This is a genomic window from Sulfitobacter brevis (genome assembly GCF_900112755.1).
In the GTDB taxonomy this organism is placed as follows: domain Bacteria; phylum Pseudomonadota; class Alphaproteobacteria; order Rhodobacterales; family Rhodobacteraceae; genus Sulfitobacter; species Sulfitobacter brevis.
In genome coordinates this window covers 69,096-90,995 of record NZ_FOMW01000001.1, presented here as the reverse complement: position 1 = coordinate 90,995, position 21,900 = coordinate 69,096, and the positions used below count along the sequence as shown (strand labels likewise).

24 protein-coding genes are annotated in these 21,900 nt (G+C 60.8%); 17 read left to right on the top strand and 7 right to left on the bottom strand.

Annotated elements, in window-relative coordinates; translation table 11 throughout:
* Positions 1-150 precede the first annotated feature (150 nt).
* The 4 genes from bcoG to BM174_RS00505 are packed head-to-tail and all read left to right on the top strand — an operon-like array spanning position 151 to position 3,803.
* Positions 151-1,059: a 3-dehydrocarnitine:acetyl-CoA trimethylamine transferase BcoG gene (gene bcoG, locus BM174_RS00520; RefSeq protein WP_093921877.1), complete on the top strand. Its 909-nt coding sequence runs from the start codon at positions 151-153 to the stop codon at positions 1,057-1,059.
* A gap of 25 nt (positions 1,060-1,084) precedes the next feature.
* Positions 1,085-1,591, top strand: coding sequence for a lipocalin/fatty acid-binding family protein (locus tag BM174_RS00515; RefSeq protein ID WP_093921876.1), 507 nt, complete (start codon positions 1,085-1,087; stop codon positions 1,589-1,591).
* A complete protein-coding gene (locus tag BM174_RS00510) occupies positions 1,588-3,060 on the top strand; it encodes a carnitine 3-dehydrogenase (protein WP_093921875.1) in 1,473 nt (490 codons plus the stop codon). Before BM174_RS00515 ends, BM174_RS00510 begins: the two co-directional genes overlap by 4 nt.
* Before the next feature lie 44 nt (positions 3,061-3,104).
* The gene (locus BM174_RS00505; protein WP_245766239.1) at positions 3,105-3,803 is read left to right on the top strand and encodes an SDR family oxidoreductase; all 699 of its coding nucleotides are present in this window, start codon (positions 3,105-3,107) and stop codon (positions 3,801-3,803) included.
* Positions 3,804-4,029: 226 nt separating this feature from the next.
* Here BM174_RS00505 and BM174_RS00500 read toward each other — a convergent pair whose 3' ends face one another.
* Complete coding sequence (locus BM174_RS00500) at positions 4,030-4,890, bottom strand: helix-turn-helix domain-containing protein (RefSeq protein WP_093921873.1); 861 nt, start codon at positions 4,888-4,890, stop codon at positions 4,030-4,032.
* Between the two features lie 109 nt (positions 4,891-4,999).
* Here BM174_RS00500 and BM174_RS00495 point away from each other — a divergent pair, with 109 nt between their 5' ends.
* Positions 5,000-5,953 (top strand): fatty acid desaturase, encoded by a 954-nt coding sequence (locus BM174_RS00495; protein ID WP_093921872.1) that lies wholly within the window; start codon positions 5,000-5,002, stop codon positions 5,951-5,953.
* Between the two features lie 14 nt (positions 5,954-5,967).
* Positions 5,968-6,897, top strand: a complete 930-nt coding sequence (locus BM174_RS00490; protein ID WP_093921871.1) for a hypothetical protein — start codon at positions 5,968-5,970, stop codon at positions 6,895-6,897.
* Between the two features lie 15 nt (positions 6,898-6,912).
* On the opposite strand, the gene BM174_RS00485 is transcribed toward BM174_RS00490, so the two are convergent.
* The 3 genes from BM174_RS00485 to BM174_RS00475 form a co-directional block, all read right to left on the bottom strand.
* Entirely contained in the window at positions 6,913-7,308 is a 396-nt protein-coding gene (locus tag BM174_RS00485; protein ID WP_093921870.1) for a hypothetical protein, read from the bottom strand.
* Between the two features lie 202 nt (positions 7,309-7,510).
* On the bottom strand, positions 7,511-8,206 hold the full coding sequence (locus tag BM174_RS00480) for an NUDIX hydrolase (RefSeq protein WP_093921869.1): 696 nt from the start codon (positions 8,204-8,206) through the stop codon (positions 7,511-7,513).
* Between the two features lie 43 nt (positions 8,207-8,249).
* Entirely contained in the window at positions 8,250-8,657 is a 408-nt protein-coding gene (locus BM174_RS00475; RefSeq protein ID WP_093921868.1) for a DUF983 domain-containing protein, read from the bottom strand.
* A gap of 214 nt (positions 8,658-8,871) precedes the next feature.
* Here BM174_RS00475 and BM174_RS00470 point away from each other — a divergent pair, with 214 nt between their 5' ends.
* From BM174_RS00470 to BM174_RS00450, 5 genes are all read left to right on the top strand, one after another.
* Entirely contained in the window at positions 8,872-9,582 is a 711-nt protein-coding gene (locus tag BM174_RS00470) for an EF-hand domain-containing protein (protein ID WP_093921867.1), read from the top strand.
* A gap of 137 nt (positions 9,583-9,719) precedes the next feature.
* Positions 9,720-10,313 carry an RNA polymerase sigma factor gene (locus BM174_RS00465; protein ID WP_425442296.1) on the top strand — a complete coding sequence of 198 codons (594 nt, stop codon included), beginning with the start codon at positions 9,720-9,722 and terminating at the stop codon, positions 10,311-10,313.
* On the top strand, positions 10,291-10,644 hold the full coding sequence (locus tag BM174_RS00460) for a hypothetical protein (RefSeq protein WP_143092402.1): 354 nt from the start codon (positions 10,291-10,293) through the stop codon (positions 10,642-10,644). Before BM174_RS00465 ends, BM174_RS00460 begins: the two co-directional genes overlap by 23 nt.
* 4 nt (positions 10,645-10,648) lie before the next feature.
* A complete protein-coding gene (locus BM174_RS00455) occupies positions 10,649-11,155 on the top strand; it encodes a periplasmic heavy metal sensor (protein WP_093921864.1) in 507 nt (168 codons plus the stop codon).
* Positions 11,156-11,224: 69 nt separating this feature from the next.
* Complete coding sequence (locus BM174_RS00450; RefSeq protein WP_093921863.1) at positions 11,225-11,755, top strand: hypothetical protein; 531 nt, start codon at positions 11,225-11,227, stop codon at positions 11,753-11,755.
* Between the two features lie 50 nt (positions 11,756-11,805).
* Here BM174_RS00450 and BM174_RS00445 read toward each other — a convergent pair whose 3' ends face one another.
* Genes BM174_RS00445 through BM174_RS00435 form a run of 3 tightly spaced genes read right to left on the bottom strand, consistent with a single transcriptional unit; the run spans position 11,806 to position 14,365 of the window.
* Positions 11,806-12,378, bottom strand: coding sequence for a TadE/TadG family type IV pilus assembly protein (locus tag BM174_RS00445; protein ID WP_093921862.1), 573 nt, complete (start codon positions 12,376-12,378; stop codon positions 11,806-11,808).
* On the bottom strand, positions 12,378-12,917 hold the full coding sequence (locus BM174_RS00440) for a TadE/TadG family type IV pilus assembly protein (RefSeq protein WP_093921861.1): 540 nt from the start codon (positions 12,915-12,917) through the stop codon (positions 12,378-12,380). The genes BM174_RS00445 and BM174_RS00440 overlap by 1 nt, the downstream gene beginning before the upstream one ends.
* Positions 12,914-14,365, bottom strand: coding sequence for a TadE/TadG family type IV pilus assembly protein (locus BM174_RS00435; protein WP_177209376.1), 1,452 nt, complete (start codon positions 14,363-14,365; stop codon positions 12,914-12,916). The genes BM174_RS00440 and BM174_RS00435 overlap by 4 nt, the downstream gene beginning before the upstream one ends.
* 336 nt (positions 14,366-14,701) lie before the next feature.
* Here BM174_RS00435 and BM174_RS00430 point away from each other — a divergent pair, with 336 nt between their 5' ends.
* From BM174_RS00430 to BM174_RS00410, 6 genes are all read left to right on the top strand, one after another.
* Entirely contained in the window at positions 14,702-16,132 is a 1,431-nt protein-coding gene (locus BM174_RS00430) for a Glu/Leu/Phe/Val family dehydrogenase (RefSeq protein WP_093921859.1), read from the top strand.
* Positions 16,133-16,289: 157 nt separating this feature from the next.
* Positions 16,290-16,466, top strand: a complete 177-nt coding sequence (locus BM174_RS20990; RefSeq protein ID WP_177209375.1) for a hypothetical protein — start codon at positions 16,290-16,292, stop codon at positions 16,464-16,466.
* A 307-nt stretch (positions 16,467-16,773) separates the two neighbouring features.
* Positions 16,774-18,027, top strand: coding sequence for a sarcosine oxidase subunit beta family protein (locus BM174_RS00425; protein WP_093921858.1), 1,254 nt, complete (start codon positions 16,774-16,776; stop codon positions 18,025-18,027).
* A 102-nt stretch (positions 18,028-18,129) separates the two neighbouring features.
* Complete coding sequence (locus tag BM174_RS00420; protein ID WP_093921857.1) at positions 18,130-18,402, top strand: sarcosine oxidase subunit delta; 273 nt, start codon at positions 18,130-18,132, stop codon at positions 18,400-18,402.
* The gene (locus BM174_RS00415) at positions 18,399-21,332 is read left to right on the top strand and encodes a sarcosine oxidase subunit alpha family protein (RefSeq protein WP_093921856.1); all 2,934 of its coding nucleotides are present in this window, start codon (positions 18,399-18,401) and stop codon (positions 21,330-21,332) included. Before BM174_RS00420 ends, BM174_RS00415 begins: the two co-directional genes overlap by 4 nt.
* The gene (locus BM174_RS00410) at positions 21,325-21,867 is read left to right on the top strand and encodes a sarcosine oxidase subunit gamma (protein WP_245766218.1); all 543 of its coding nucleotides are present in this window, start codon (positions 21,325-21,327) and stop codon (positions 21,865-21,867) included. The genes BM174_RS00415 and BM174_RS00410 overlap by 8 nt, the downstream gene beginning before the upstream one ends.
* Positions 21,868-21,900 lie beyond the last annotated feature (33 nt).

Sequence of the window (21,900 nt, the reverse complement as noted above, 5' to 3'; positions counted from 1 at the left end):
AACCGCGCGCTTGCCGGACGGGCTGGCGCGCGACTGCGGTTCTGACATCGGGCGGCCCAAAGGTCGCAATTGGTGTGGCGGTCTGCGGCGAATCGCGACAGTGTGCCCTCAAATCAGACAAGAACATCCGAAACAGCAAGGAGCCAGCCGATGCCGCTGAACATGAACAAGGAAGTCTTTATCACCTGTGCGGTCACCGGATCTGGCGGCACGCAGGATCGCAGCCCGCATGTGCCCCGCTCCCCCCAGCAGATTGCCGATAGCGCCATAGCCGCTGCCAAGGCCGGTGCGGCAATCGTGCATTGCCACGTCCGTGACCCCGAAACCGGCAAGCCCAGCCGCGATCTCAAACTCTACCGCGAAGTGACCGATCGCATCCGCGCCTCGGAAACCGACGTAGTGTTGAACCTTACCGCGGGCATGGGTGGCGACATCATCTTTGGCTCGACCGAACAGCCGATGCCGCCTATCGACGGCACCGATATGATCGGCGCGACCGAGCGCGTCGCCCATATCGCAGAATGCCTGCCGGAGATTTGCACGCTTGATTGCGGCACAATGAATTTTGCCGAAGCCGACTACGTGATGACCAACACACCGGGCATGTTGACCGCGATGGGCCGGATGATGACCGAGCTTGGCGTGAAGCCCGAAATCGAAGCCTTCGATACTGGCCATCTCTGGTACGCCAAGCAGTTGGTCAAAGACGGCGTGCTCGATAGCCCCGCTTTGGTGCAACTGTGCATGGGGGTGCCCTGGGGCGCGCCGGATGACCTTAACACGCTGATGGCGATGGTGAACAACGTGCCAGAGGATTGGACCTTTTCGGCGTTCGGCTTGGGCCGTAACCAGATGGCTCTGGTCGCCGCTTCGGTACTGGCGGGCGGCAACGTGCGCGTCGGGTTGGAGGACAATCTGTGGCTTGATAAAGGCGTGCTGGCCGAGAACTGGCAGCTGGTTGAACGCGCGGGCACCATCATTGAAAATATGGGCGCACGGGTTGTTGGCGCTGCGGAAGTGCGCGAAAAGCTCGGGCTGACCAAACGGGCACCAAAGTGATGCAAACCTGCATGGTTAGCCAATCGTGAAACTATTGTGCGGGCAGGGCCGCAAGGCGGCATTGGCCTTGCTGGTTGCAGGCGTTGTAGGGGCGTGTGCAGCGGATAAACCCACCGCGCCGACAGCGCCCTTGTCGCTGCGCAACCCGAGCGCGCCGCTGGGCGGCACCTCGCGGTTTGATCTGGGCCGCTTTACCGGTGATTGGGTGACACGGGCCTGTCTGGGACCTTGCGGGGCCACAGTTAGCTTTACCCAAAGCTTGACGGGTGCGGTGATCGAGACCGACACCTCAGGCAGCCGCGCCTATCTGCCGGGCAACCTCGGTATCCTGCGTGCCACCGAGGGCGATGATATTTTGGTGGTGATGTGGGTTGATGAGGGGTTTCGCACCGCAGTGGTGGGCACCGCTGATGGCCGCCGCGCCGCGATCCTTGATCGCCAAGCGACAGGCGGGGCCGACCGGATTACCGCGGCCCGCGAGATATTGGATTTCAATGGCTGGGACATCAGCCAGTTACGGAGAGTAAAATGAGCCGGACAGCAGCAATTATTGGCGGCGGTGTGATCGGCGGCGGCTGGGCCGCGCGGTTTGCCTTGAATGGTTGGAACGTTCGGGTTTTTGACCCCGATCCACAGGCCGAGCGCAAGATCGGCGAAGTCATGGCCAACGCCCGCCGCTCGCTGCCCGGACTGACCGACACCGCGCTGCCGGACGAGGGCAAGATCACCTTTCATGACAGCATCGCGGAGGCGGTCGAGGGTGCCTCATGGGTTCAGGAAAGCGTGCCGGAGCGGTTGGACATCAAGCACAGCACGCTCGGCGCGGTGCAACAGGCCTGCGACCCTGAGGCAGTGATCGGCTCCTCGACCTCGGGCTTCAAACCTTCGCAGTTGCAAGAAGGGGCGGCGCGCCCTGCGCAGATCATGGTCGCGCATCCTTTCAACCCCGTCTACCTGCTGCCGCTGGTTGAACTGGTGCCTGCCGAAGGGCAGGACGGCCCGCATGTCGCCCGCGCCAAGGAAATCCTGGAATCGCTGGGCATGTATCCGCTGCACCTCAAGAAAGAGATCGACGCCCATGTCGCGGATCGCTTCCTCGAAGCCGTCTGGCGCGAGGCGCTCTGGCTGGTCAAGGACGGCATCGCCACCACCGAAGAAATCGACAACGCGATCCGTTACGGCTTTGGCATCCGCTGGGCGCAGATGGGTCTGTTCGAGACCTACCGCGTGGCGGGCGGCGAGGCGGGCATGAAACACTTTATGGCGCAGTTCGGCCCGTGTCTGTCATGGCCTTGGACCAAGCTGATGGATGTGCCGGAATTCACCGATGAATTGGTTGAACTAATCGCAGGCCAGTCTGATGAACAATCCGGTGCCCACTCTATCCGCGAGTTGGAGCGCATTCGCGACAACAACCTTGTGACGATGATGCGCGGGCTGAAAGCGCAGGACTGGGGCGCGGGGGCGTTGCTGAACGCGCAGGACAAGCTGATCCGCAAAGGCACCGAGATGGGCGCGCGGGCGGGCGATATTGCTGCGGACGCACCCGTGCTCACCGCGCGGCGCACCGTGCCGCTGGACTGGACCGACTACAACGGGCACATGACGGAATCGCGCTACCTGCACGCCTTCGCCGATGCGACCGACCGGTTTATGGAGATCATCGGCTGTGACGCCGAGTACATCCAATCAGGCGGCAGCTATTTCACCGCCGAAACCCATATCCGGCACCTTGACGAGGTACATGCAGGCACAAAGATCGAGATCACAACGCAGGTGATCGCAGGGGCAGGCAAGAAGATGCACCTGTGGCACGAGATGCGGGCCGGTGAGAGGGTGCTGGCGACAGGCGAGCACTTCTTGCTGCATGTCTCTCTGGATACCCGCAAACCCTCCGCCCCTTCGGCAGAGATCGAAGCGGCTTTGGTGCGCTTTGCCGAAGGTCACGCCGGATTGCCCACGCCTGACGGGTTGGGCCGTGCTATCGGCGCGCCACGGTGAAACGCGCATTGGTCACAGCCGGTGCAGCGGGGATTGGCCGTGCCATGGCCGAAGGGCTTGATACGGCAGGCTATGAGGTTTGGGTAACGGATGTCGATGCCGAAGCGCTGGCCGATTGCCCTGCCACCTGGCAGCGGCACCTTGCCTCGGCGGCGGACGAGACGGCGATGCGCGGGGTTTTTGCGCAGATGGACGGGCTTGATGTGCTTTGTGCCAATGCCGGTATCGCAGGGCCGACGGCCTTGGTTGAGGATATTGCGCTGGAAGATTGGCGTGCCTGCGTCAGCGTTAATCTGGAAGGCGCATTTCTGGCGGCGAAATATGCGGCACCCTTAATGAAGGCGGCGCGGCGCGGGGTGATCACCGTGACCTCCTCCACTGCGGGCATCTACGGCTATCCCAACCGCGCGCCCTATGCGGCGGCGAAATGGGCGGTGATCGGGTTGATGAAAACGCTGGCGATGGAGCTTGGTCCCTTTGGGATCCGCGCCAATGCGATCTGCCCCGGTGCGGTCGAAGGGCCGCGCATGGAGGGCGTACTGGCGCGCGAGGCAGCGGCCAAGGGCATGACCCGCGATCAAGTTTACGAAGGCTATGCGGTCGGCACCTCGATGCGGGCCTTTGTCGAGGCGCGGGACATTGCGGATATGGCGGTGTTTCTGGCCTCGGACCAGGCGCGAATGGTATCGGGGCAGGTGATTGCGGTGGACGGGCATACAGAGAACCCTGATCCGAAGGTTTAGCGGTAACAGGTCAATGCGCTGTTTGGTGGGGAGGCGCTGCGGGTCTCACCGTCCCAGAAGGTCCGGCGCCACCCTTTCTTGATCTGGTCTGACAGAACGGCGGCGGCTTCCCCAAGGATAATCAACGTATCCCCGCAAGCGGGGCCCCGCGTGGATTTTCCTTGGCCGCCGTCGCCGCCCTGTCTGCCTCATCTCAAGCAAGGGCGGCTCCGGACCAGAGGGAAGGTTAGCGGATCAAGGCGCGCATGTCGCTGAGGACGTCGGGAAAATCACGGGCGGTATGGCGGGCTTCGCGGATCAGCAGATCAAAATCGCGGGTGAAGGTATCGATGCGCTGACGGTCGCGGAATGCCATATAATGGCCGCCGGTATAGATCACTGCCAGCAACGGACCAAAGATGGTGACGGGCGCGGAGTAGAGTTTGCGCGCGTCGAACTGGTAGATGCGCAGGCGCGGATAGAGGCTGCGGCTGAGAGCGGAGAGTTGGTCGGCCTGCGCGAGCCGCGTGGTCACGGGCAATCCTGCGTAGTATCCAGTGCCGCGCACAAAGCTTTCCAACTCATAGAGCGGCAGCGCGATTTCATACTCCGATTGCGCCTCTCGCATCCAGTTTAGCCGATCCCGCGATGCATTAATGGCCTGCTGGGTGGTGCGGCCAAGATGGGGGCCGTATTCCCACTCCAGCATGGCATCGGTTTTCAACATGTCGGGCAGGGTGGCGGGAACGTGACGGATTTTATAGCCAGCTGATTCGCGGTGCCATTCATAGATTTGCTCGTCGATCATGGCGCGCGGCGCATGCGAAATCTCGAAACTGTTTGAAAGCAGGTCGGCGGCGGATTCGGGGCGGTCCGAGAGGCCGAGCAGCCAGTCGCTTGATACGCCAAGTACGGCGGCGGCGGCCCCGACCACATGAGCTGACGGCAGGCGCGCGCCCTCATCCCCTAAGGTCTGTGATAGCGTAGAGCGATCGATCCCGATGCGGCGGGCGAGGGCGCTTTGGGTGAGACCAGACTTGGCAATTGCCGCCGCGAAGCGGATGCGGAATTGCGCGGCGCGGGTAAGTTTGGTGACTGATTTGCTCATATGGTGATTTTTATCACCTAATGATGTGTTTGTTAACTGTTATCGAGATTGTCCCGCGAGCGATAAGCGCACACCCTTATTTTTATTCACAGAATGAAGAAAGGCTCGGATGTCCGGTACAGAATTGCGACGCAGGACCCTCTTTCCTGTCAGTATCGTGCGACTGTGGGGGACGGTGATCCGCTGGGACTGGCCGACGCTGGCATTGTTTATCGGCTGTGCGGCGCTTTGGGGGAAGATGTTGATGCTGCCTACCCAGTGGGGAGTTGTGTCGTTTTTGGGGCTGGTGGTCGCGTTGACCCTACATTCCTCGTTAAGCCATGAGATGTTGCATGGGCATCCGTTCCGCTCTGATCGCGCTGCGACCCTGCTCGGGCTTATCCAGCCGGGGTTGTTTGTACCCTACCTGCGGTTTCGGACCACGCATCTGGCGCATCACGACGATCCCAAGCTCACCGATCCCTATGAGGACCCCGAGACCAATTATATCGATCCGGCAGTCTGGGCGCGGCTGCCGAATTGGTTGTGCAGTCTCATGTCTTTCAACAACACGCTGCTCGGGCGGATGGTGGTGGGCCCTGCGCTGGGGATGGTGGGGTTTTGGGCGGCGGATGCGAAACGAATGCGGCAAGGCGACGGACGGGTTGCGCGGGAATGGGCGCTGCATCTGCCGGGCGCGGTGCTGGTGCTGTGGCTGGTGAGCCTGTCGAACATGCCGCTCTGGCTGTATGTTCTGGCTTGCTATGGAGCGCTATCAGTGCTGAAAATTCGCACGTTTCTGGAGCATCAAGCCCATGAGCGCGCGGTGGCACGGACGGTGATCATCGAGGATCGCGGTCCGCTGGCGTTACTGTTTCTCAACAACAATTTGCATGTGGTGCATCACATGCATCCGGGGGTGTCGTGGTACCGTCTTCCTGCGCTGTATCGCGCGCATAAAGCCCGCTATCTGCGGCGCAACAAAGGCTATTTCTACCCGTCTTACGCCGAGGTTTTCCGGCAGTTCTTGTGGCGGCGCAAGGACCCTGTGGCGCATCCTCTCTGGCGTCCCAAGCCGGAATGAGCCTATAGCGGGGGATGGAATTGTCCCTTACCCAACGACTGCCTGACCTGTGGATCATGGTCACAATCGCGGCTGCGATCTTTCAGACCCTGCGGTTCATGCTACAAAAACATCTGGCCAGGGCAACGCTGTCGGCGGGCGGTGCGACGTTCTCGCGGTTTTTCTATTCTATACCGTTCATTTTGCTGCTGCTGGCGGCGACATTGGGCGTAACTGGCAGGCCACTGCCAGCGGTTATGCCTGCTTTTTGGCTTTATGGGCTGGCGGGTGCGGCGGCGCAAATCGCGGCGACGATATGTGTGGTTCTGCTGTTCAAGCAGCGTAACTTTGCGGTGGGGATCACCTTTAAAAAGACTGAAGTGATCCAGACCGTGATGATGGGCTGGATTGTCTTGGGAGAAGGAGTCTCAGCGCTGGGGTTCGTGGCGATCGGTCTGGGCGTGGTGGGATTATTGCTGCTCTCGGGCGGCGAAGACGCCCGCGGCTGGCGGATGGGGCATATCAACAAACGCGCCGCGATCTTGGGCATCGCATCGGGCTTTTTATTCTCGATCTCGGCGGTGACCTACCGCGGGGCGACGCTGGCGGTATTGGACGACGGGCCGGTTTTGCGGGCCTTGGTTACGCTTGCTGCGGTGGTGACAATGCAGACCGCGATCATGGTAGTCTGGCTGCGCCTGCGTGAACCGGGGCAGATGCGCGCGGTATGGCAGGCACGGCGCGTCGCGATCTGGATCGGGCTCACGTCAATGGGCGGCAGCCTGTGCTGGTTCATTGCCTTCACTTTACAGAATGCGGCCTATGTCAAGGCGCTGGGGCAGGTTGAACTGTTGCTCAGCATCGCCGCGACGACCTTGTTTTTTCACGAACGGATCAGCCCGCGCGAATGGGGCGGGATGGCGGTGCTGATGGGGTCGATCCTGATGTTGGTGTTGGTGATCTAGCACCGGCCTAGGCCGTTAGCTGCGCGCTTGGTTAAAGGGGGCGCTGCCTACCCCGAACTTCAACACGATATAGCCAAACAACAGCATCGAGCCGAGCGCGAAGAGCGAACCGATCAGGGCCAGTGCCTCGGTCCGCCCGGTAATTGCCAGTGCGATGCCGGGCGCGAGCAGCAAGACTGTGATCACCAGAAGGATGTAATGGGTGCGCGCCAACCTTGAGGCCGCCGCCGCAGGAGTGAGCGCGTAATAGGTGCCCGATACGGCCATCACGACAAAACCGATCAGGTTGAGGTGACCATGCGCCGGTGACAGCAAGTGATCACCCGTCGCGGCCATCTGGATACCCCAGATCATGCCGCAGATCGCCGCGAGAACGGCAGTGGCAAAAAATAGTGTTGGTATAGATTTCATGATGTGCCCCTCGTTGTTCCGCGATGATGCGGAAATTTCCACGAGCCAACAGCTCTGCACTGGTCAACACACGTACCGAAGACAGGTGGGGCTGCTTGGTTTAGGTTGTGCAGTTGCCACCGGTCTCAAAGGGTCAAAGGTTCAGACGTCGCGCAGCATACCAAAAATCAGGCGAAATTTGTACTGGGAAAGTTAGGACCGTTTAGTCGGCCATGCGGTGCCCGCGCAGACGCAAAAACAGGCTTTCTTCATCGTTATTTTTGAAGAACGGTACAGAAGCGGGGGGATTGGTGTCGCGGGCGCGGGCCTCCACCTCGGCCAGGACCACTTCGGTGATGAACGGCATGTCGAAGGACCGCGCTTTGGCCAGCGGCACCCATTGCAGGTGCGAAAGCTCGTCGCAGGCGGCGTCAAAATTGTCGAGATCGGTGGCGATATCGTCCGCATCAACCAAAAAGAACCGCGCGTCAAAGCGGCGCGGGCGGCCCGGAGGGGTCAGGGCGCGAAAGACAAATTGCAGCGGCGCGGCATGGGGCAAGTGGCCGGTGGCGGCGAAGGTTTCCCAATCGGCGGGCGGCGGCGTGTCCCACTGCCCCGGCTGGCCAAGGATCAGACCGGTTTCTTCCCACAGCTCGCGGATCGCGCCCACGGCGATCGCATGGGCGAGGGCGGGGTCGGCATCTTCTGCAAGGCGGTCGGCACAGGTCTGCGGCAGCGGCGTGGCCAGCGGCACCGCCGCATCACCCACATCAATGGCTCCGCCGGGGAAAACAAACTTGTTGGGCATGAATACGGCCTTGGCACCGCGCTGGCCCATCAGGATATGCGGATCGCTATGACGGTCGCGCAACACGATCACGGTTGCGGCGTTGCGGATCTGGCTTTTGTCGATGGTCATACTGGCCCTTTGCCCCATTCCCTAAGGCGCGGGCCGATGCGGATCAGCCCGTCGTGCCGAAACCGCCCATCGCGCGCGCCCATTGAAAGCCGATCATGGCTCCCTTCAGTCTGGGCAGAAGGTAGAGGGACAACGCGACGCAGCCAACCGCAAAAACGCTGAACAGTGTCAGAGGCTCGGGACGCCATTGCACAAAAACGATATGCAGCAGCGGCGCCATCAGATGCCCGACGATCAGAATTGTCAGATAGGCCGGGCCGTCATCGGCGCGGTGATGGTAGAACTCCTGCCGACAGACGGTGCAATCGTGATTGACCTTGAGGTAGCTTTTCAACAAGGGGCCAGAGCCGCAGTTGGGGCACTTGCCGCTCCAGCCACGGCGCATGGCGGGCCAGTGCGGGCGGTCGGATACTCCGTCGGCGGTATCGAGATGCTGATCGGTATGGGACATGGGACACGGCTCCTTGGGCATGGGACCTAGATGGCGGTTGTCCGGCCAAAAGGAAAGGGCACGCCCTTGCGGCGCGTTGTCGCAAACACTTCGCGGTAGGGTGGAAAAAACTTTTCTTAAAGAAAATCCGACGGAATGCCGGCTAGCATGCGTTTGACCTAGTACGAAGCGGCAAAACGAGACCGCCTTCGATAAAAAACCAAGGAGACACCTAATGACACCTCGAGCAAATATGACAATGGCTGCCCTGACCGCGTTGATCGCATTGGGCGGTGGTGCTGCGTCTGCCAAGGTCGCAGACCCTGCCGCGCAGTTCAGCGAAATCGACACCAATAATGACGGTCAGCTGACGCCCGACGAGATGCAGGCCCACGCGCAGGCACGGTTCGCCAAGGTCGACACCAACGGTGACGGCTTTCTCGATGCGGAAGAGATGAAGGCCGCAGGCGAGGCGCGTGCGCAGATGCGCAGCGATAAGATGGCTGAGGCCGCGCCAGAGCGTGCTGCCATGATGTTGGAGCAGTTTGACGCTGACAAAGACGGCAGCCTCAACAGTGACGAGCTGACCGCGATGGCCAAAGAGCACATGGGCAAAGGCCGCATGGGTAAAGGCCACATGGGCATGGGTCACATGGGCAAAGACCATGAAGGCAAAAACCATGAAGGCAAAGGCGATGATGCCAATGGCCGTGATGGCAAAGGCAATAAGGGCGACCGTCATGGTAAAATGATGGGCAAGATGATGGAGCGCATGGATGCGGACAAGGATGGCAAGCTGTCCATGGACGAGATGCAGGCCCGCCATGATCCGGCAAAAATGCTCGAGCGGTTGGACACCGACAAGAACGGCTCGCTGAGCGCCGAAGAGTTTGCCAAAGCCCATGAGGGCGGCAAGCGTGGCCATGGCAAGCCCGCCAAGAAGTAGGCCAGAAGCCGGACGCGCTTGTGTTGCGCGTCCGGCGCACTTAACAAAAGTTGCGCGTCCGGCGCACTTAACAAAAGTTGCGCGTCCAGCGCACTTACCTGAATGTGTGCATCCGGCACACTTGGCCATTGATGGTGATGCAGATCGAAACCGAGGATCAGACCGCAGATGCGGAAGCTGCATTGTTGCAGCGGTATGCGGCGGGGGATCCTGCTGCAGCGCGGCTCTTGGCTGTGCGCTTAACCCCGCGACTGTTCGGCCATGCCCAGCGGGTTTTGGGCGACGCGGCGGAGGCCGAGGATGTGACCCAAGAAGCGCTTTTGCGGTTGTGGCGGATCGCGCCGGAATGGCGCAGCGGCGAGGCCAAGGTAACGACATGGCTTTACCGTGTGGTGGCAAACCTATGTACCGACCGGCTGCGCAAGCGGGTCTCGACGCCGCTGGACGAGGTGGCCGAACCGGCCGATCCGGCACTTTCCGCGCACCAGCGTCTGCAGGATACCGCACGGATGGACGCCTTGCAGGCCGCCCTCGACAGCCTGCCGGACCGGCAACGGCAAGCGGTGGTTTTGCGCCATATTGACGGCTTGGCCAATCCGGAAATCGCCGTCATTCTGGAGGTCGGAGTGGAAGCGGTAGAAAGCCTGACGGCACGGGGAAAACGCGCGCTGAGCGCCGCACTGGCAGGAAAACGCGAAGCATTGGGGTATGATGATGAACAACATGGATAGCGATAACGGGCTTGAGGCGCTGTTTGAGCAAGCGCGTGCCCATCCGCCCCGGCCGTCAGAGGCTTTGATGGCGCGGATTATGGCAGATGCCACTGCGGCGCAAGCGCAGCCCTTGGGGTTCGTGGATCGTCTTCGCGCGCTGCTGCACAAGCTCGGCGGTGGTCCTGCGGTGAGCGGGCTGATTACCGCCTCCTGTCTGGGATTCTGGCTGGGTGTGGCACCCCCCGACGGGCTGCCCGATCTGGCGGGGCAGTTATTGGTGCAACAAAGCGACACGGCCTACGAGGCCACGGATCTGGCCGGTTTCGGCTGGGATCAGGACGAGGGATAACACGATGCAGGAACAACACACGACGCGCACACGGCGGGCCTTGCCGTATGTTCTAGGCGTCTCGCTGGCGGTAAACCTGCTGGTCGCGGGCCTGTTCGCGGGGGCGGCTTACCGTCATGCAGATATGATGGGACCGGGCGGGCGGCATGTGCCGGGGGTGCGCGACTATGCAACGCCCTATGTGCAGTCGATGCCCGAAGACGGGCGGCGCGCCATCGGTAAGGCGTTGCGGTCCGGCCCGCAGAGCAAGGCCCTGTCCCGCGAGGCGCGCCGTGCGCTTTATACTGAAATGCTGGTGGCGCTGCGCAGCGAGCCGTTTGATCCCGCCCGCGCCGGGCAAGTACTGGCAGCGCAAAAGACCGCCGTCGAGGCCGTGCAAGAGACCGCGCAGGCGGCATGGCTGGCCGAGGTTACCCGTATGGATAGCACCGCACGCCGCGCCTATGCCGATGCGTTGGAGCAGGAGTTGCAGCGCGGCCCGAAGCATCGCGACGACAAGCGCAAGAACTGAGCCACGCCCAGCGCTTGCTCTGAGGGGTGCGGCAGGGTAGGCAAAGGCCAAACCTGCAGGGAACGCGCAATGACACCAGCCACCGATACCGAAGTTCTGGCCGTTGTACGTGCCTCCGCGGGGCGCCGTCTGATCGGGCTGGCAGCCCTCGGGGGCTTGGGCGTGATGCTGATCTATATCGCACTTGCGCGCCCGCCGGAGCTGGTCTGGCAGATATTTCTGATTGTTGTGGGCCTTGGTGCCTTGTGGATGGCAAATGCGATGCGCCGTGCCACCGCTGGTCAGGTTGAGCTTACCGAAACAGAGTTGCGCGACAGCGATGGCACGGTGCTGGCGCAGGTAGCAGATATTGAATCGATGGACCGCGGGTTTTTCGCCTTCAAACCCTCAAACGGTTTTCTGCTCAAGACCCGCAGCGGAGCAGGGCGGGTCTGGCGGCCGGGCCTGTGGTGGCGCATGGGGCGGCGGATCGGGATTGGCGGCATGACACCGGGCAGCCAGACTAAATTCATGAGCGAAATTCTGGCCGCATTGGTGGCCCAGCGCGATCAGCCTGAGCCTCAACCTGAAACAGAAATCGATGCCAACCGTCTAAAGTAAACTGCGGGTTTGGGCTGTTGTTATCCTGCCCAAACCGCACGCGTCCCAGGCTAGTCGCAGCTTACCCAACAGACCCGGGGTGCATAGCGTGGGCGGGTAAAGACGAAGTTGTGGATCTCGCCTTTTTCCAGCCCCGTCTTGAAGGGCGGCGTGTAGTTGCTCCAAGTCTCAACCACCACCACCCGTTCGCCATCAGGCATGACTGGCAGGCGGTTTTTCCAATTCACCACATCGCTATCGGTCAATGCAACGACCCATCCACGCGACTGGGACCAGTCACGCTTGATGCTATCGCTTGCCTCATCATACCACAGCGAGGACACGCGGATAGACGACTGGCCTTCGGACCAGGTAAGATACTCGAACAGATCCTGCGTGCCGTTGAGATATGCGTCATCGATGGGCAAAGTCTCGCGCGAGATGGCGTCGCCGATGGTATAGGCGGCCTTTTGGTTGTTGGAGTAGGTCTCGAACGAGTCGAAGATCGAAAACATCGTCAGATAGGTCCAGAACAGCATCGGCAGGATGATCATCGTTTCGATTGCGATGGTACCATCCTCTTGCCGCAGAAAGTTGCAGCGGGCGATCTGTGCGAGGCGGCGGTTAAATATGGTAGTCCACATCACTTAGGCTCCTGTACAAAGGCAGCAGTCGAGAGCATCCGCGCCTTGCCTGCACCATCCTTGTCCATCGCATAGCCAAGCCCCGAGGTCGGAAACACTGGCCGGAACTTGACGCAGGCGCGCAAGATCATCAGCTCATGTTCTTTGCCCAAGCTAAACCCGCGTATGGGCGTCACATCTTCGGAGGTGTCGACACAGTCGGGCGTGGCATCAAAGGCGGCAAAGTTGCGCGGGTTCATCGGGGCCATCTCCAGCCGCAGTGAATTGTCGCAATCCTCCAGAAATCCGGCATTGTCGCAAATCATGTCCTTAAGCTGGGCATGGGTCAGCGGCACATTGGTGTTGAGGCGGATATAGCGCACGGTAACGTCCAGCCCGCGGTCCAGAAAAATCTGGTGCATGGAATAGATGCCCAACTCTACTGCCATCAGGAAGCTACTGAACAGCAGCGGCACGAAGATCACAAACTCCATCACCAGCGCTGATCCATCCTCGTTGCGCCCAAAACGGCGCAACCGGTTTTTGATGCGAGTGATCATAGGGTCAACCTCAACTGATTAATCTGGCGGGCAATGGCCTCAAATGCTTTGGTGATGTCGCGGCCTTCGACCCGAAAGAAGTGGCTGGGCGAGGAAGCGCATTTGCGCATTTCGTCGGCGCCGTGGTCCGTGACTTCAAAGCCAACCGACCAGATCACAATTCCCGAGGCTTTTGCCGCATCACAGATATTGTCGAGCAGCGTATCGCCATAGGTGGCCGTGTATTTCTGGTTGTACCATTTATAGCGGTCGCGTGAGCTGACGTAGCGGTTGATGTAGTACTGGAAATTCCATTGGCTCCAGTGCTTCGAGTGGCTCTCGTTGGCGTAGACGGAAGAGTCGATGCGGTAGGATCTGTCATTCTGGCCGTCCGTCATCAAGATAACGGTTTTGAGCGTTTCAGGATCGGTGTAGGCGGCGGGGCGATTACCGAAAACCGCATCCACATTGCCCGCAGCCGCCATCGAATTGCTCAGCGAAGCGAAGGAGGGGTCAAGCATTGCCGCGCCCCACTTCAGGCCCAGAAAAATCGAGGTGCCGGCGCGGGGCTGGTACTTGTTGATCTGCTGCTTGAGGTAGCCGGCATTTTGCGACAGCGGAATGATCCGCTCGTACTCGTACTGCGGGCAAACTGTATTGGTTACGTCATAGGCCGAACTGTAGTTCCACTGGAAGTGCTGGACCTGCTGGTACCACAGAGCTTTGTTGAGGCTGACCGAATTGAACTCGGATTCCGGCATTTCTAGACAGTTGACACCTGATGGCGCACCAGCCCAGGGGGCCGCCCCGCCAAATTGGTGCACGGTGTTGACGTTCAGGCGGCTGGCGATCAGCGGGCCTGCGTTCACATGCTCCGAATAGGGCACAACAGAGACCGAGATCAGGTCTTGGTTCTCGGGCTTGAGGACCGTGTCGATGAACACGCCTGCTGCGTCTTGCAAATTCACCAGCTTGCTATTGTTTGCCATCGACCCCGAAATATCGAGCACCATAGAAATCTCGACTTTGGCGATTTTTTCTTCGGCTTTCGATCGGCCTGCGACCGTCAGACGGTCCACGCCCATCATGTGCATAAACTGGGTTTGCATCGAGGCCGAAGCATCGACCTGCACGGTGCGGTAGTTGAGCCCTTCCTCCACCGTGACCTTCGACACGTATTCTGCGGGTATGCCGGATTTGGCGAAATAGTCGCGCACGACATCCTCAGGGGTCAAGGTCTGATCCAGATCTGCCGCAGCCAGAACAGCGCGGTCCGATACCGCCTGAAGGCGTGTGCGCTCCATCTCGTTGCGCATGAGGTCAGCGCCGATGCCGCCGACCATCAGCATGATGAGAACCATGAACAGGGCGAAGATCGTAACGGCGCCGTCTTCGGCACGCAGGAAGCGCTTGGGATGATGCCAGGACACAAAGGTTCTGGCATGCGGAATCCGAGATTGGTTAGGCATCTTCATACACCTCGTTTTGGGACGGGTCAGCGCAGAGCGGCGGCGCTATAGCAATAATTCTGTCACTGTAGGTTGACGTCCGAACGCGGCCAAAATGGGGCCAAAACAGGGCTAAGTGTCACATTTTAACCAATTAGAAGGCTTTTTGCGAAAGCGCCCTGGGGCGCTGTTTCCGCTATTGGCACAATCTCCGAGCAGGGGGTGGATTGGGCGCAAATCCCCCCGAATCAGCTTAAGTGATTAAAAAAGTCGCAGTTTGCAAACTTGGCGACTAGGGTGCGCCAGAACGGCTGACCTCGGGGTGAGTCGTTCGTTGATTCAGTTTAGGAGTGACCGATGAATCCCGCCAATGAGCCCAGTTTCCGCGACAGTGTGGATTTGATGTTCAATCGCGCCGTTGCGTTGATGGACCTGCCACCGGGCCTGGAGGAAAAGATCAGGGTCTGTAACGCAACCTATACCGTGCGCTTTGGCGTGCGCCTGCGCGGCCAGATCCAGACGTTCACCGGCTACCGCTCGGTCCACTCCGAACATATGGAGCCGGTCAAGGGCGGCATCCGCTATTCGCTTGGTGTGAACCAGAACGAGGTCGAGGCGCTGGCCGCGCTGATGACCTATAAATGTTCACTGGTAGAGGCACCGTTTGGCGGCTCCAAAGGCGGCTTGTGCATCGACCCGCGCGAGTATGATGAACACGAGCTGGAATTGATCACCCGCCGCTTTGCCTATGAGTTGATCAAACGCGACCTGATCAACCCCGCGCAAAACGTGCCCGCCCCTGATATGGGCACGGGCGAGCGCGAGATGGCGTGGATTGCTGACCAGTACAAGCGCATGAACACGACCGAGCTGAACGGCAATGCCTGTGTCACGGGCAAGCCGATCAACGCGGGCGGCATTCAGGGCCGCACCGAAGCCACAGGACGCGGCGTGCAATACGCCTTGCACGCGTTCTTCCGCGATCCCGAAGGGTTGAAGAAGGCCGGGATGACCGGCACGCTCGCCGGCAAGAAGGTGATCATTCAGGGTCTGGGCAACGTGGGCTATCACGCCGCCAAGTTCCTGAGCGAGGAAGATGGCTGTATCGTGACCGCGATCATTGAGCGTGACGGCGCGTTGCACGACGAAAAAGGTCTGAATGTCGAGGCGGTGCACCAGTGGATCACCGAGCACGGCACCATCAAGGGCTACCCCAATGCCTCGATGACCGTGGAGGGCGCCCATCTGCTCGAAGCGCCTTGCGACATCCTGATCCCCGCCGCACTGGAAGGGGTGATCAACCTCAGCAATGCCGACCGGATCAAAGCGCCGCTGATCGTCGAAGCGGCCAATGGTCCTGTCACCGCTGGTGCTGATGATGTGCTGCGCAAGAAAGGCATCGTGATCATCCCCGATCTTTATGCCAACGCGGGTGGTGTTACCGTGTCCTACTTCGAGTGGGTGAAAAACCTCAGCCACATCCGGTTTGGCCGCATGCAGCGCCGTCAAGAGGAGGCACGCCACCAGTTGGTCGTCGACGAACTGGAACGTTTGAGCGCCGACAAACAGCTTGGCTGGACCCTCAGCCCGAACTTTAAGGAGAAATACCTGAAAGGGGCGGGTGAGTTGGAGCTGGTGCGTTCCGGTCTCGATGATACGATGCAGACCGCCTATCTGTCGATGGCCGAAGTCTGGCATGGCCGCGATGACGTGGAAGACCTGCGCACCGCCGCCTATCTGGTTTCGATCCGCAAAGTCGCTGCCAGCTACCGCGCCAAGGGCCTTTAACCGCGACAAGCCAATGTGAGGGGCAGCAATTCGCCGATTGCTGCCCCCACTTCCCCTTCAGCGGGAACCGCTCCGCAGTATTTGGGGTTGCTGATATGTCGGGGGGATCGGGACGGTCCTGACACCCCGCCGGCGACAGCAATCACGGAGTATTGAGATGACCCGAATGCATCATGACTTCGGCGCCGATAGGCTGCACGACAACCGCCGCATCGAGCGCAACATCCGCATCGACCAACAAGAATATCTGCGCCGCCAGGTCGGTAACCTCGCGATCGACACGCTGAGCGAAGATACCCCGACCGCCCCTGCAAGCAGCCCTGAACGGCGCTGATGCCAAATGGTCGCCGAAGGCGCGGACCTAGCCCTGCCGCCTTCGGCCTGACGGTTGCCCTTGACCGTCACACATATAAATCCCTTACTCTTTTAGATCATGAATGTTCCGGGGGTCCGGGGGCTGCACCCCCGCCTTTCCTGTAGCGTCCCACCACGCCGATCCTACCCTAAATTCACTGCATACCCTCTAGAGCGTCGCTGCCGGACAAAACGGTGGCGCGAACCGCCGCAACCAAAGCATGAGACATTGCTACTGGTAGGCGGGTTTGGTTTAGTCATCACGACAGTCCAGAAGGAAATGACTTATGCGGTTTTCAGGATGGCGCGTGTTGCGCGAAGGGTTGACCGGCAACAAGGGCTGGGCTCCGCATTGGCGCGATCCCGAACCCAAGGCCGAGTATGACGCGATCATCATTGGCGGCGGCGGTCACGGGTTATCGACGGCCTACTACCTCGCCAAAAACCACGGCATGACCAACATCGCCGTTCTGGAAAAGGGCTATCTGGGTGGCGGTAACGTCGGGCGCAACACCACGATCGTGCGCGCAAACTACGGCATGCCCGGCAACTCCGAGTTCTATTCCCACTCGCTAAAGCTCTGGGAGGGGATGGAGCAGGATCTGAACTATAACGTGATGCATTCCCAGCGCGGGATCATCAACCTGTTCCATTCCGACGGCCAGCGCGATGCCTTCGCGCGGCGTGGCAACACGATGATCGGGCAGGGCGATGACGCGGAGCTGCTGGACCGTGCGGCGGTAAAGCGGATGCTGCCCTACTTGGATTTCGATAACGCCCGCTTTCCGGTCTATGGCGGTTTGCTGCACCGGCGCGGCGGCACGGCGCGGCATGATGCGGTGGCATGGGGCTATGCGCGCGGGGCCGACCAGCGCGGGGTGGATTTGATCCAGCAATGCGAAGTCACAGGCATCGACATTGAAAACGGCAAGGTCCGCGGCGTGCAGACCACACGTGGCCCGATCCGCGCCAAGAAGGTCGGCATCGTTGTAGCGGGCCGCTCGGGGCAGGTAGCCGCGATGGCGGGGATGCGCCTGCCCATTGAAAGCCACGTCTTGCAAGCCTTCGTGACCGAAGGGCTGAAACCGGTGATCGACCATGTGGTCAGCTTTGGTATGGGGCACTTCTATATCAGCCAGTCTGACAAGGGCGGCTTGGTGTTTGGCGGCGATCTGGATTTTTATGCCTCCTACGCCAGCCGTGGCAACATGCCGATGATGGAGCATGTGATGGAGGCCGGAATGACCCTCATGCCGATGATCGGCAAGGCCAAGGTCTTGCGCTCTTGGGGCGGGATCATGGACATGACACCCGACGGCAGTCCGATCATCGACAAGACCGATACCGAGGGATTGTTCATCGATTGCGGCTGGTGTTACGGCGGCTTCAAGGCGGTGCCGGGGTCCGGTTTCTCCTTCGCGCATCTGATGGCTACGGGGGATCATCACGGACCAGCGGCGAAATTCAGGCTCGACCGGTTCCGTACCGGCTATGGCCTGATGGACGAGGAGGCGACCGGTGCGCAACATAACCTGCATTAAGGGGCGGCCTGTCTATTTGACGGTGCTGTTCGGATCGGCCGCTGAGATGAGTTTACTTAGCCAAATGAAGGGGGGCCCGTTGCGGTCCCGAGGGGATGTGGCATGAGGATCAACTGTCCGATCTGTGGCGACCGCGACCGGCGCGAGTATTATTATCAGGGTGCTGCTGTGACGCTTGATCGTCCGGCACCGGACGCCGAGGAGGCGGTTTGGGAAGACTACCTGCATTTGCGCGAGAACCCCGCAGGCCGAACGCGGGACCTTTGGCACCATGAAGGCGGCTGTGGCGCGTGGGTCGTGGTGACCCGTGACACAGTCAGCCACAAGATTTTCGAGGTCGCGCTGGCCGCGGACGTCAAGGGAGCCGCACGATGAGGGTTGCGAACAAGGGGTTGGTTGACCGGAGCAAACCTGTCTCTTTCCGGTTTGACGGCACCAGCTATGCCGGTTTTGCCGGGGATACCGTGGCCTCGGCGCTGCTGGCCAACGAGGTGCGCCTGATGGGGCGGTCGTTCAAGTACCACCGCCCGCGTGGGGTTATAACCGCAGGCAGCGAGGAGCCCAATGCGCTGATCACCACCGGAAGCGGCGCGCAGGCCGAGCCGAACGTGCGTGCGACGGTTCAGGAAATTTACGACGGTTTGGTAACCCGCAGCCAGAACGCTTGGCCGAGCCTCGGGTTTGATGTGATGGCAGTCAACGATCTGGCGTCCGGATTTCTGGGTGCTGGATTTTATTACAAGACTTTCATGTGGCCGAAGAAGTTTTGGGAAGCGGTCTATGAGCCGATCATTCGCAAAGCGGCGGGTTTGGGGGCGCTCAGCGGTGCGCATAACCCCGACACCTATGAACGGGCCTATGCGTTCTGTGATCTTTTGGTGATCGGCGCCGGACCTGCGGGGTTGATGGCGGCACTGACAGCGGCGCGGTCGGGGGCAGATGTGATCTTGGCCGATGAAGACGCGTTGATGGGCGGGCGGCTGAATGCCGAGACCTTGGAGGTTGCAGGCAAGCCCGGCCACATCTGGGCTGCCGAGACGGTTGCGGAACTGGCCGCGATGGAGAATGTGCGGTTGATGACGCGCACCACTGTGACAGGCGCCTATGACGGCGGCATGTACGGTGCGGTGGAGCGGGTTTCGCAGCACAGGCCGCTCAGAGGCGCGGCACCGCTGGAGACATTCTGGCGCATCGCCGCACGGCAGAGCATTCTGGCAGCAGGCGCGCTGGAGCGACCTGTTGCGTTTCAGAACAACGACCGACCGGGCATCATGACGGCAAGCGCGGTACGATCTTATCTAAACCGCTGGGGGGTTAGTCCCGGCAAGCAGGTGGCGATTTTTGGCAATAATGACGATGCCCATCGCACGGCGCGGGATTTACGCGCGGCAGGCGTGCATGTCGCCGCCGTGATCGACAGCCGCCATGATGCCGACATCGAAGGCACGGATTATCCGGTCTATCGCGGCGCGCAAGTATGCAATTCGGGCGGCCGCATGGAGTTGGAGAGCATTTCGCTGCGCACCACCAGCGGGATTGTAAACATTCAGGCCGATTGCCTTGCGGTATCGGGCGGGTGGAACCCGACGGTGCATATGACCTGTCATATGAATGGCCGCCCGACGTGGAGCCCAGCGATTCAGGCATTCGTGCCTACTGTAGGATCGGTGCCTGATATGACGGCGGCTGGCGCCTGTAACGGGGTGTTTTCGACACATGGCTGTCTGGAGGCGGGGCAGCAAGCTGCCGTTGCCGCGCTGGGCGCTTTGGGGCGCAAAATTGCGGCGGTGGATTTGCCGCAAGCCGAGGATTCACCTTACAACCTGTCGCCGCTTTGGGCTGTCGCGGGCAAAGGACGTGCCTGGCTTGATTTTCAGAACGACGTATCGGTTAAGGACGTCAAGCAGGCGGCGGTTGAGAACTTCCGTTCGGTCGAACATATGAAGCGCTATACCACGCAGGGCATGGCGACGGATCAGGGCAAAAGCTCGAACGTGATGGCTTTGGCGGTGCTGGCGGATGCGACGGGGCGCGGTATCCCCGAGACGGGCACCACGACCTTCCGCCCGCCCTATGTTCCGGTAGCGATTGCAGCGATGGGCGCGGGCGCGCAGGGTAAGGGTTTTGCGCCCGAACGGCTGACCACCAGCCATGCCCAGAGTGTGCGGATGGGTGCGCCGATGATCGAAGCGGGGCTATGGTATCGGCCCAGTTACTTCCCGCGCGGCGATGAGCGCACATGGCGGCAATCTTGCGACCGTGAGGTGGGGTTTGTGCGCAATACCGTCGGGGTTTGCGATGTCTCGACATTGGGCAAGATCGACATTCAGGGACCGGACGCGGCGGCGCTGCTGGATTTCGTCTACACCAATATGTTCTCGACGCTGAAGGTCGGACGGGTGCGGTATGGCCTGATGCTGCGCGAAGACGGTCATGTGATGGATGACGGCACCTGCGCGCGCTTGGGCGAGACCCGGTATCTGATGACCACCACCACGGCTGCGGCAGGGGCAGTGATGCGGCATCTGGAGTTTGTGACCCAGTGTTTGCATCCCGAATGGCAGGTGAAAATAACTTCGGTCACGGAACACTGGGCGCAGTTTGCTGTGGCGGGGCCGCAGGCGCGGACGCTGGTGAACGGGCTGTTGGATCAGCCGATCGACAATGAAAGCTGGCCGTTCATGGCCTGCGGGCCTGCCACCGTCCTCGGGGTTGCGGGACGCCTGTTCCGGATTTCGTTTTCGGGCGAGCATGCCTATGAGGTTGCCGTGCCAGCCCGCTATGGCGCAAGCCTGTTTGGCGAACTGGTGCGCCGCGCCGAAGGCTTGGGTGGCGGTGCCTACGGGATGGAGGCGCTGAATGTGCTGCGCATCGAGAAGGGCCATATCACCCATGCGGAAATCCACGGGCGCACCACCGCGTTCGATATTGGCATGGGACGGATGGTGTCGGACAAGAAGGACTGTATTGGCAAGACCATGTCAGAGCGGCCGGGCCTGATGGACCCCGAGCGGGAGCAACTGGTGGGGCTGCGTCCTATCGGGGCGGTCAAGCAGTTGAGCGCAGGAGCGCATTTGTTTGACAGCGGAGCGGAGGCTGTGGCCGAGAACGATCAGGGCTATGTCACTTCGGTCGGGTTCTCGCCAGATGTTGGAACCTTTATCGGGCTTGGCTTCGTGCAGCGCGGGCCGGAACGCTATGGCGAGGCGATGCGCATGGTCGATCATCTGCGCGGCTTGGAAGCAGAGGTTGAAATCTGCGCACCGGTATTTGTCGATCCAGAGGGAGGACGCACCCGTGGGTGAATTACAAGCAGCGCGGCCTTGGGCAGAGCGGCTGGATGTCAGCATCGGGCGGTCGGCACTGGTCGAAGTCGATTTGGGCCATTTGACTGTCTTGGCGCCGTTCGGGGCGGAGGCGGGAATGACGGAGGCGTTAAGCGCCGCGCATGGCCTGGGATTTCCCAAACCGAACCGCGCCACGGGCAAGGACGGCGGGCGGTGCATCTGGTTCGGGCGCGGCGAGGCACTGTTGATCGGTCCCGCGCCGGACGCATCGCTTGCAGACCACGGCGCCAGCGTCGATGTCTTGGACGCGTGGGCGGCGGTGTCATTAAGCGGGGCGGCGGCGGTAGATGTGCTGGCGCGGTTGGTGCCGGTCGATCTACGCGAGGGGGCATTCAAGCGCGGGCATAGCATCCGCACGCAGGTCATGCATATGTCGGCGTCAATCACCCGTACCGGCAAGGACAGTTTTCTGATCCTCGTATTCCGCTCGATGGCAGGCACGCTCTCGCACGATCTGAAACAGGCTATGGCAGCGGTGGCGGCGCGCGGTTAATCTGGCGTCGCGGGGCCCGAATCCCGTTATAGT

Bases quoted from the DNA above. Each gene is read 5' to 3' on its own strand.
- BM174_RS00455 (WP_093921864.1), top strand. From the start codon at position 10,649: ATGCAGGAACAACACACGACGCGCACACGGCGGGCCTTGCCGTATGTT.
- BM174_RS00495 (WP_093921872.1), top strand. From the start codon at position 5,000: ATGTCCGGTACAGAATTGCGACGCAGGACCCTCTTTCCTGTCAGTATC.
- BM174_RS00500 (WP_093921873.1), bottom strand. From the start codon at position 4,890: ATGAGCAAATCAGTCACCAAACTTACCCGCGCCGCGCAATTCCGCATC.
- BM174_RS00430 (WP_093921859.1), top strand. From the start codon at position 14,702: ATGAATCCCGCCAATGAGCCCAGTTTCCGCGACAGTGTGGATTTGATG.
- BM174_RS00465 (WP_425442296.1), top strand. From the start codon at position 9,720: ATGCAGATCGAAACCGAGGATCAGACCGCAGATGCGGAAGCTGCATTG.
- BM174_RS00510 (WP_093921875.1), top strand. From the start codon at position 1,588: ATGAGCCGGACAGCAGCAATTATTGGCGGCGGTGTGATCGGCGGCGGC.
- BM174_RS00470 (WP_093921867.1), top strand. From the start codon at position 8,872: ATGACACCTCGAGCAAATATGACAATGGCTGCCCTGACCGCGTTGATC.
- bcoG (WP_093921877.1), top strand. From the start codon at position 151: ATGCCGCTGAACATGAACAAGGAAGTCTTTATCACCTGTGCGGTCACC.
- BM174_RS00415 (WP_093921856.1), top strand. From the start codon at position 18,399: ATGAGGGTTGCGAACAAGGGGTTGGTTGACCGGAGCAAACCTGTCTCT.
- BM174_RS00450 (WP_093921863.1), top strand. From the start codon at position 11,225: ATGACACCAGCCACCGATACCGAAGTTCTGGCCGTTGTACGTGCCTCC.
- BM174_RS00440 (WP_093921861.1), bottom strand. From the start codon at position 12,917: ATGATCACTCGCATCAAAAACCGGTTGCGCCGTTTTGGGCGCAACGAG.
- BM174_RS00460 (WP_143092402.1), top strand. From the start codon at position 10,291: ATGATGATGAACAACATGGATAGCGATAACGGGCTTGAGGCGCTGTTT.
- BM174_RS00425 (WP_093921858.1), top strand. From the start codon at position 16,774: ATGCGGTTTTCAGGATGGCGCGTGTTGCGCGAAGGGTTGACCGGCAAC.
- BM174_RS00435 (WP_177209376.1), bottom strand. From the start codon at position 14,365: ATGCCTAACCAATCTCGGATTCCGCATGCCAGAACCTTTGTGTCCTGG.
- BM174_RS00490 (WP_093921871.1), top strand. From the start codon at position 5,968: ATGGAATTGTCCCTTACCCAACGACTGCCTGACCTGTGGATCATGGTC.
- BM174_RS00420 (WP_093921857.1), top strand. From the start codon at position 18,130: ATGAGGATCAACTGTCCGATCTGTGGCGACCGCGACCGGCGCGAGTAT.
- BM174_RS00480 (WP_093921869.1), bottom strand. From the start codon at position 8,206: ATGACCATCGACAAAAGCCAGATCCGCAACGCCGCAACCGTGATCGTG.
- BM174_RS00485 (WP_093921870.1), bottom strand. From the start codon at position 7,308: ATGAAATCTATACCAACACTATTTTTTGCCACTGCCGTTCTCGCGGCG.
- BM174_RS00505 (WP_245766239.1), top strand. From the start codon at position 3,105: ATGGCCGAAGGGCTTGATACGGCAGGCTATGAGGTTTGGGTAACGGAT.
- BM174_RS00475 (WP_093921868.1), bottom strand. From the start codon at position 8,657: ATGTCCCATACCGATCAGCATCTCGATACCGCCGACGGAGTATCCGAC.
- BM174_RS20990 (WP_177209375.1), top strand. From the start codon at position 16,290: ATGACCCGAATGCATCATGACTTCGGCGCCGATAGGCTGCACGACAAC.
- BM174_RS00445 (WP_093921862.1), bottom strand. From the start codon at position 12,378: ATGTGGACTACCATATTTAACCGCCGCCTCGCACAGATCGCCCGCTGC.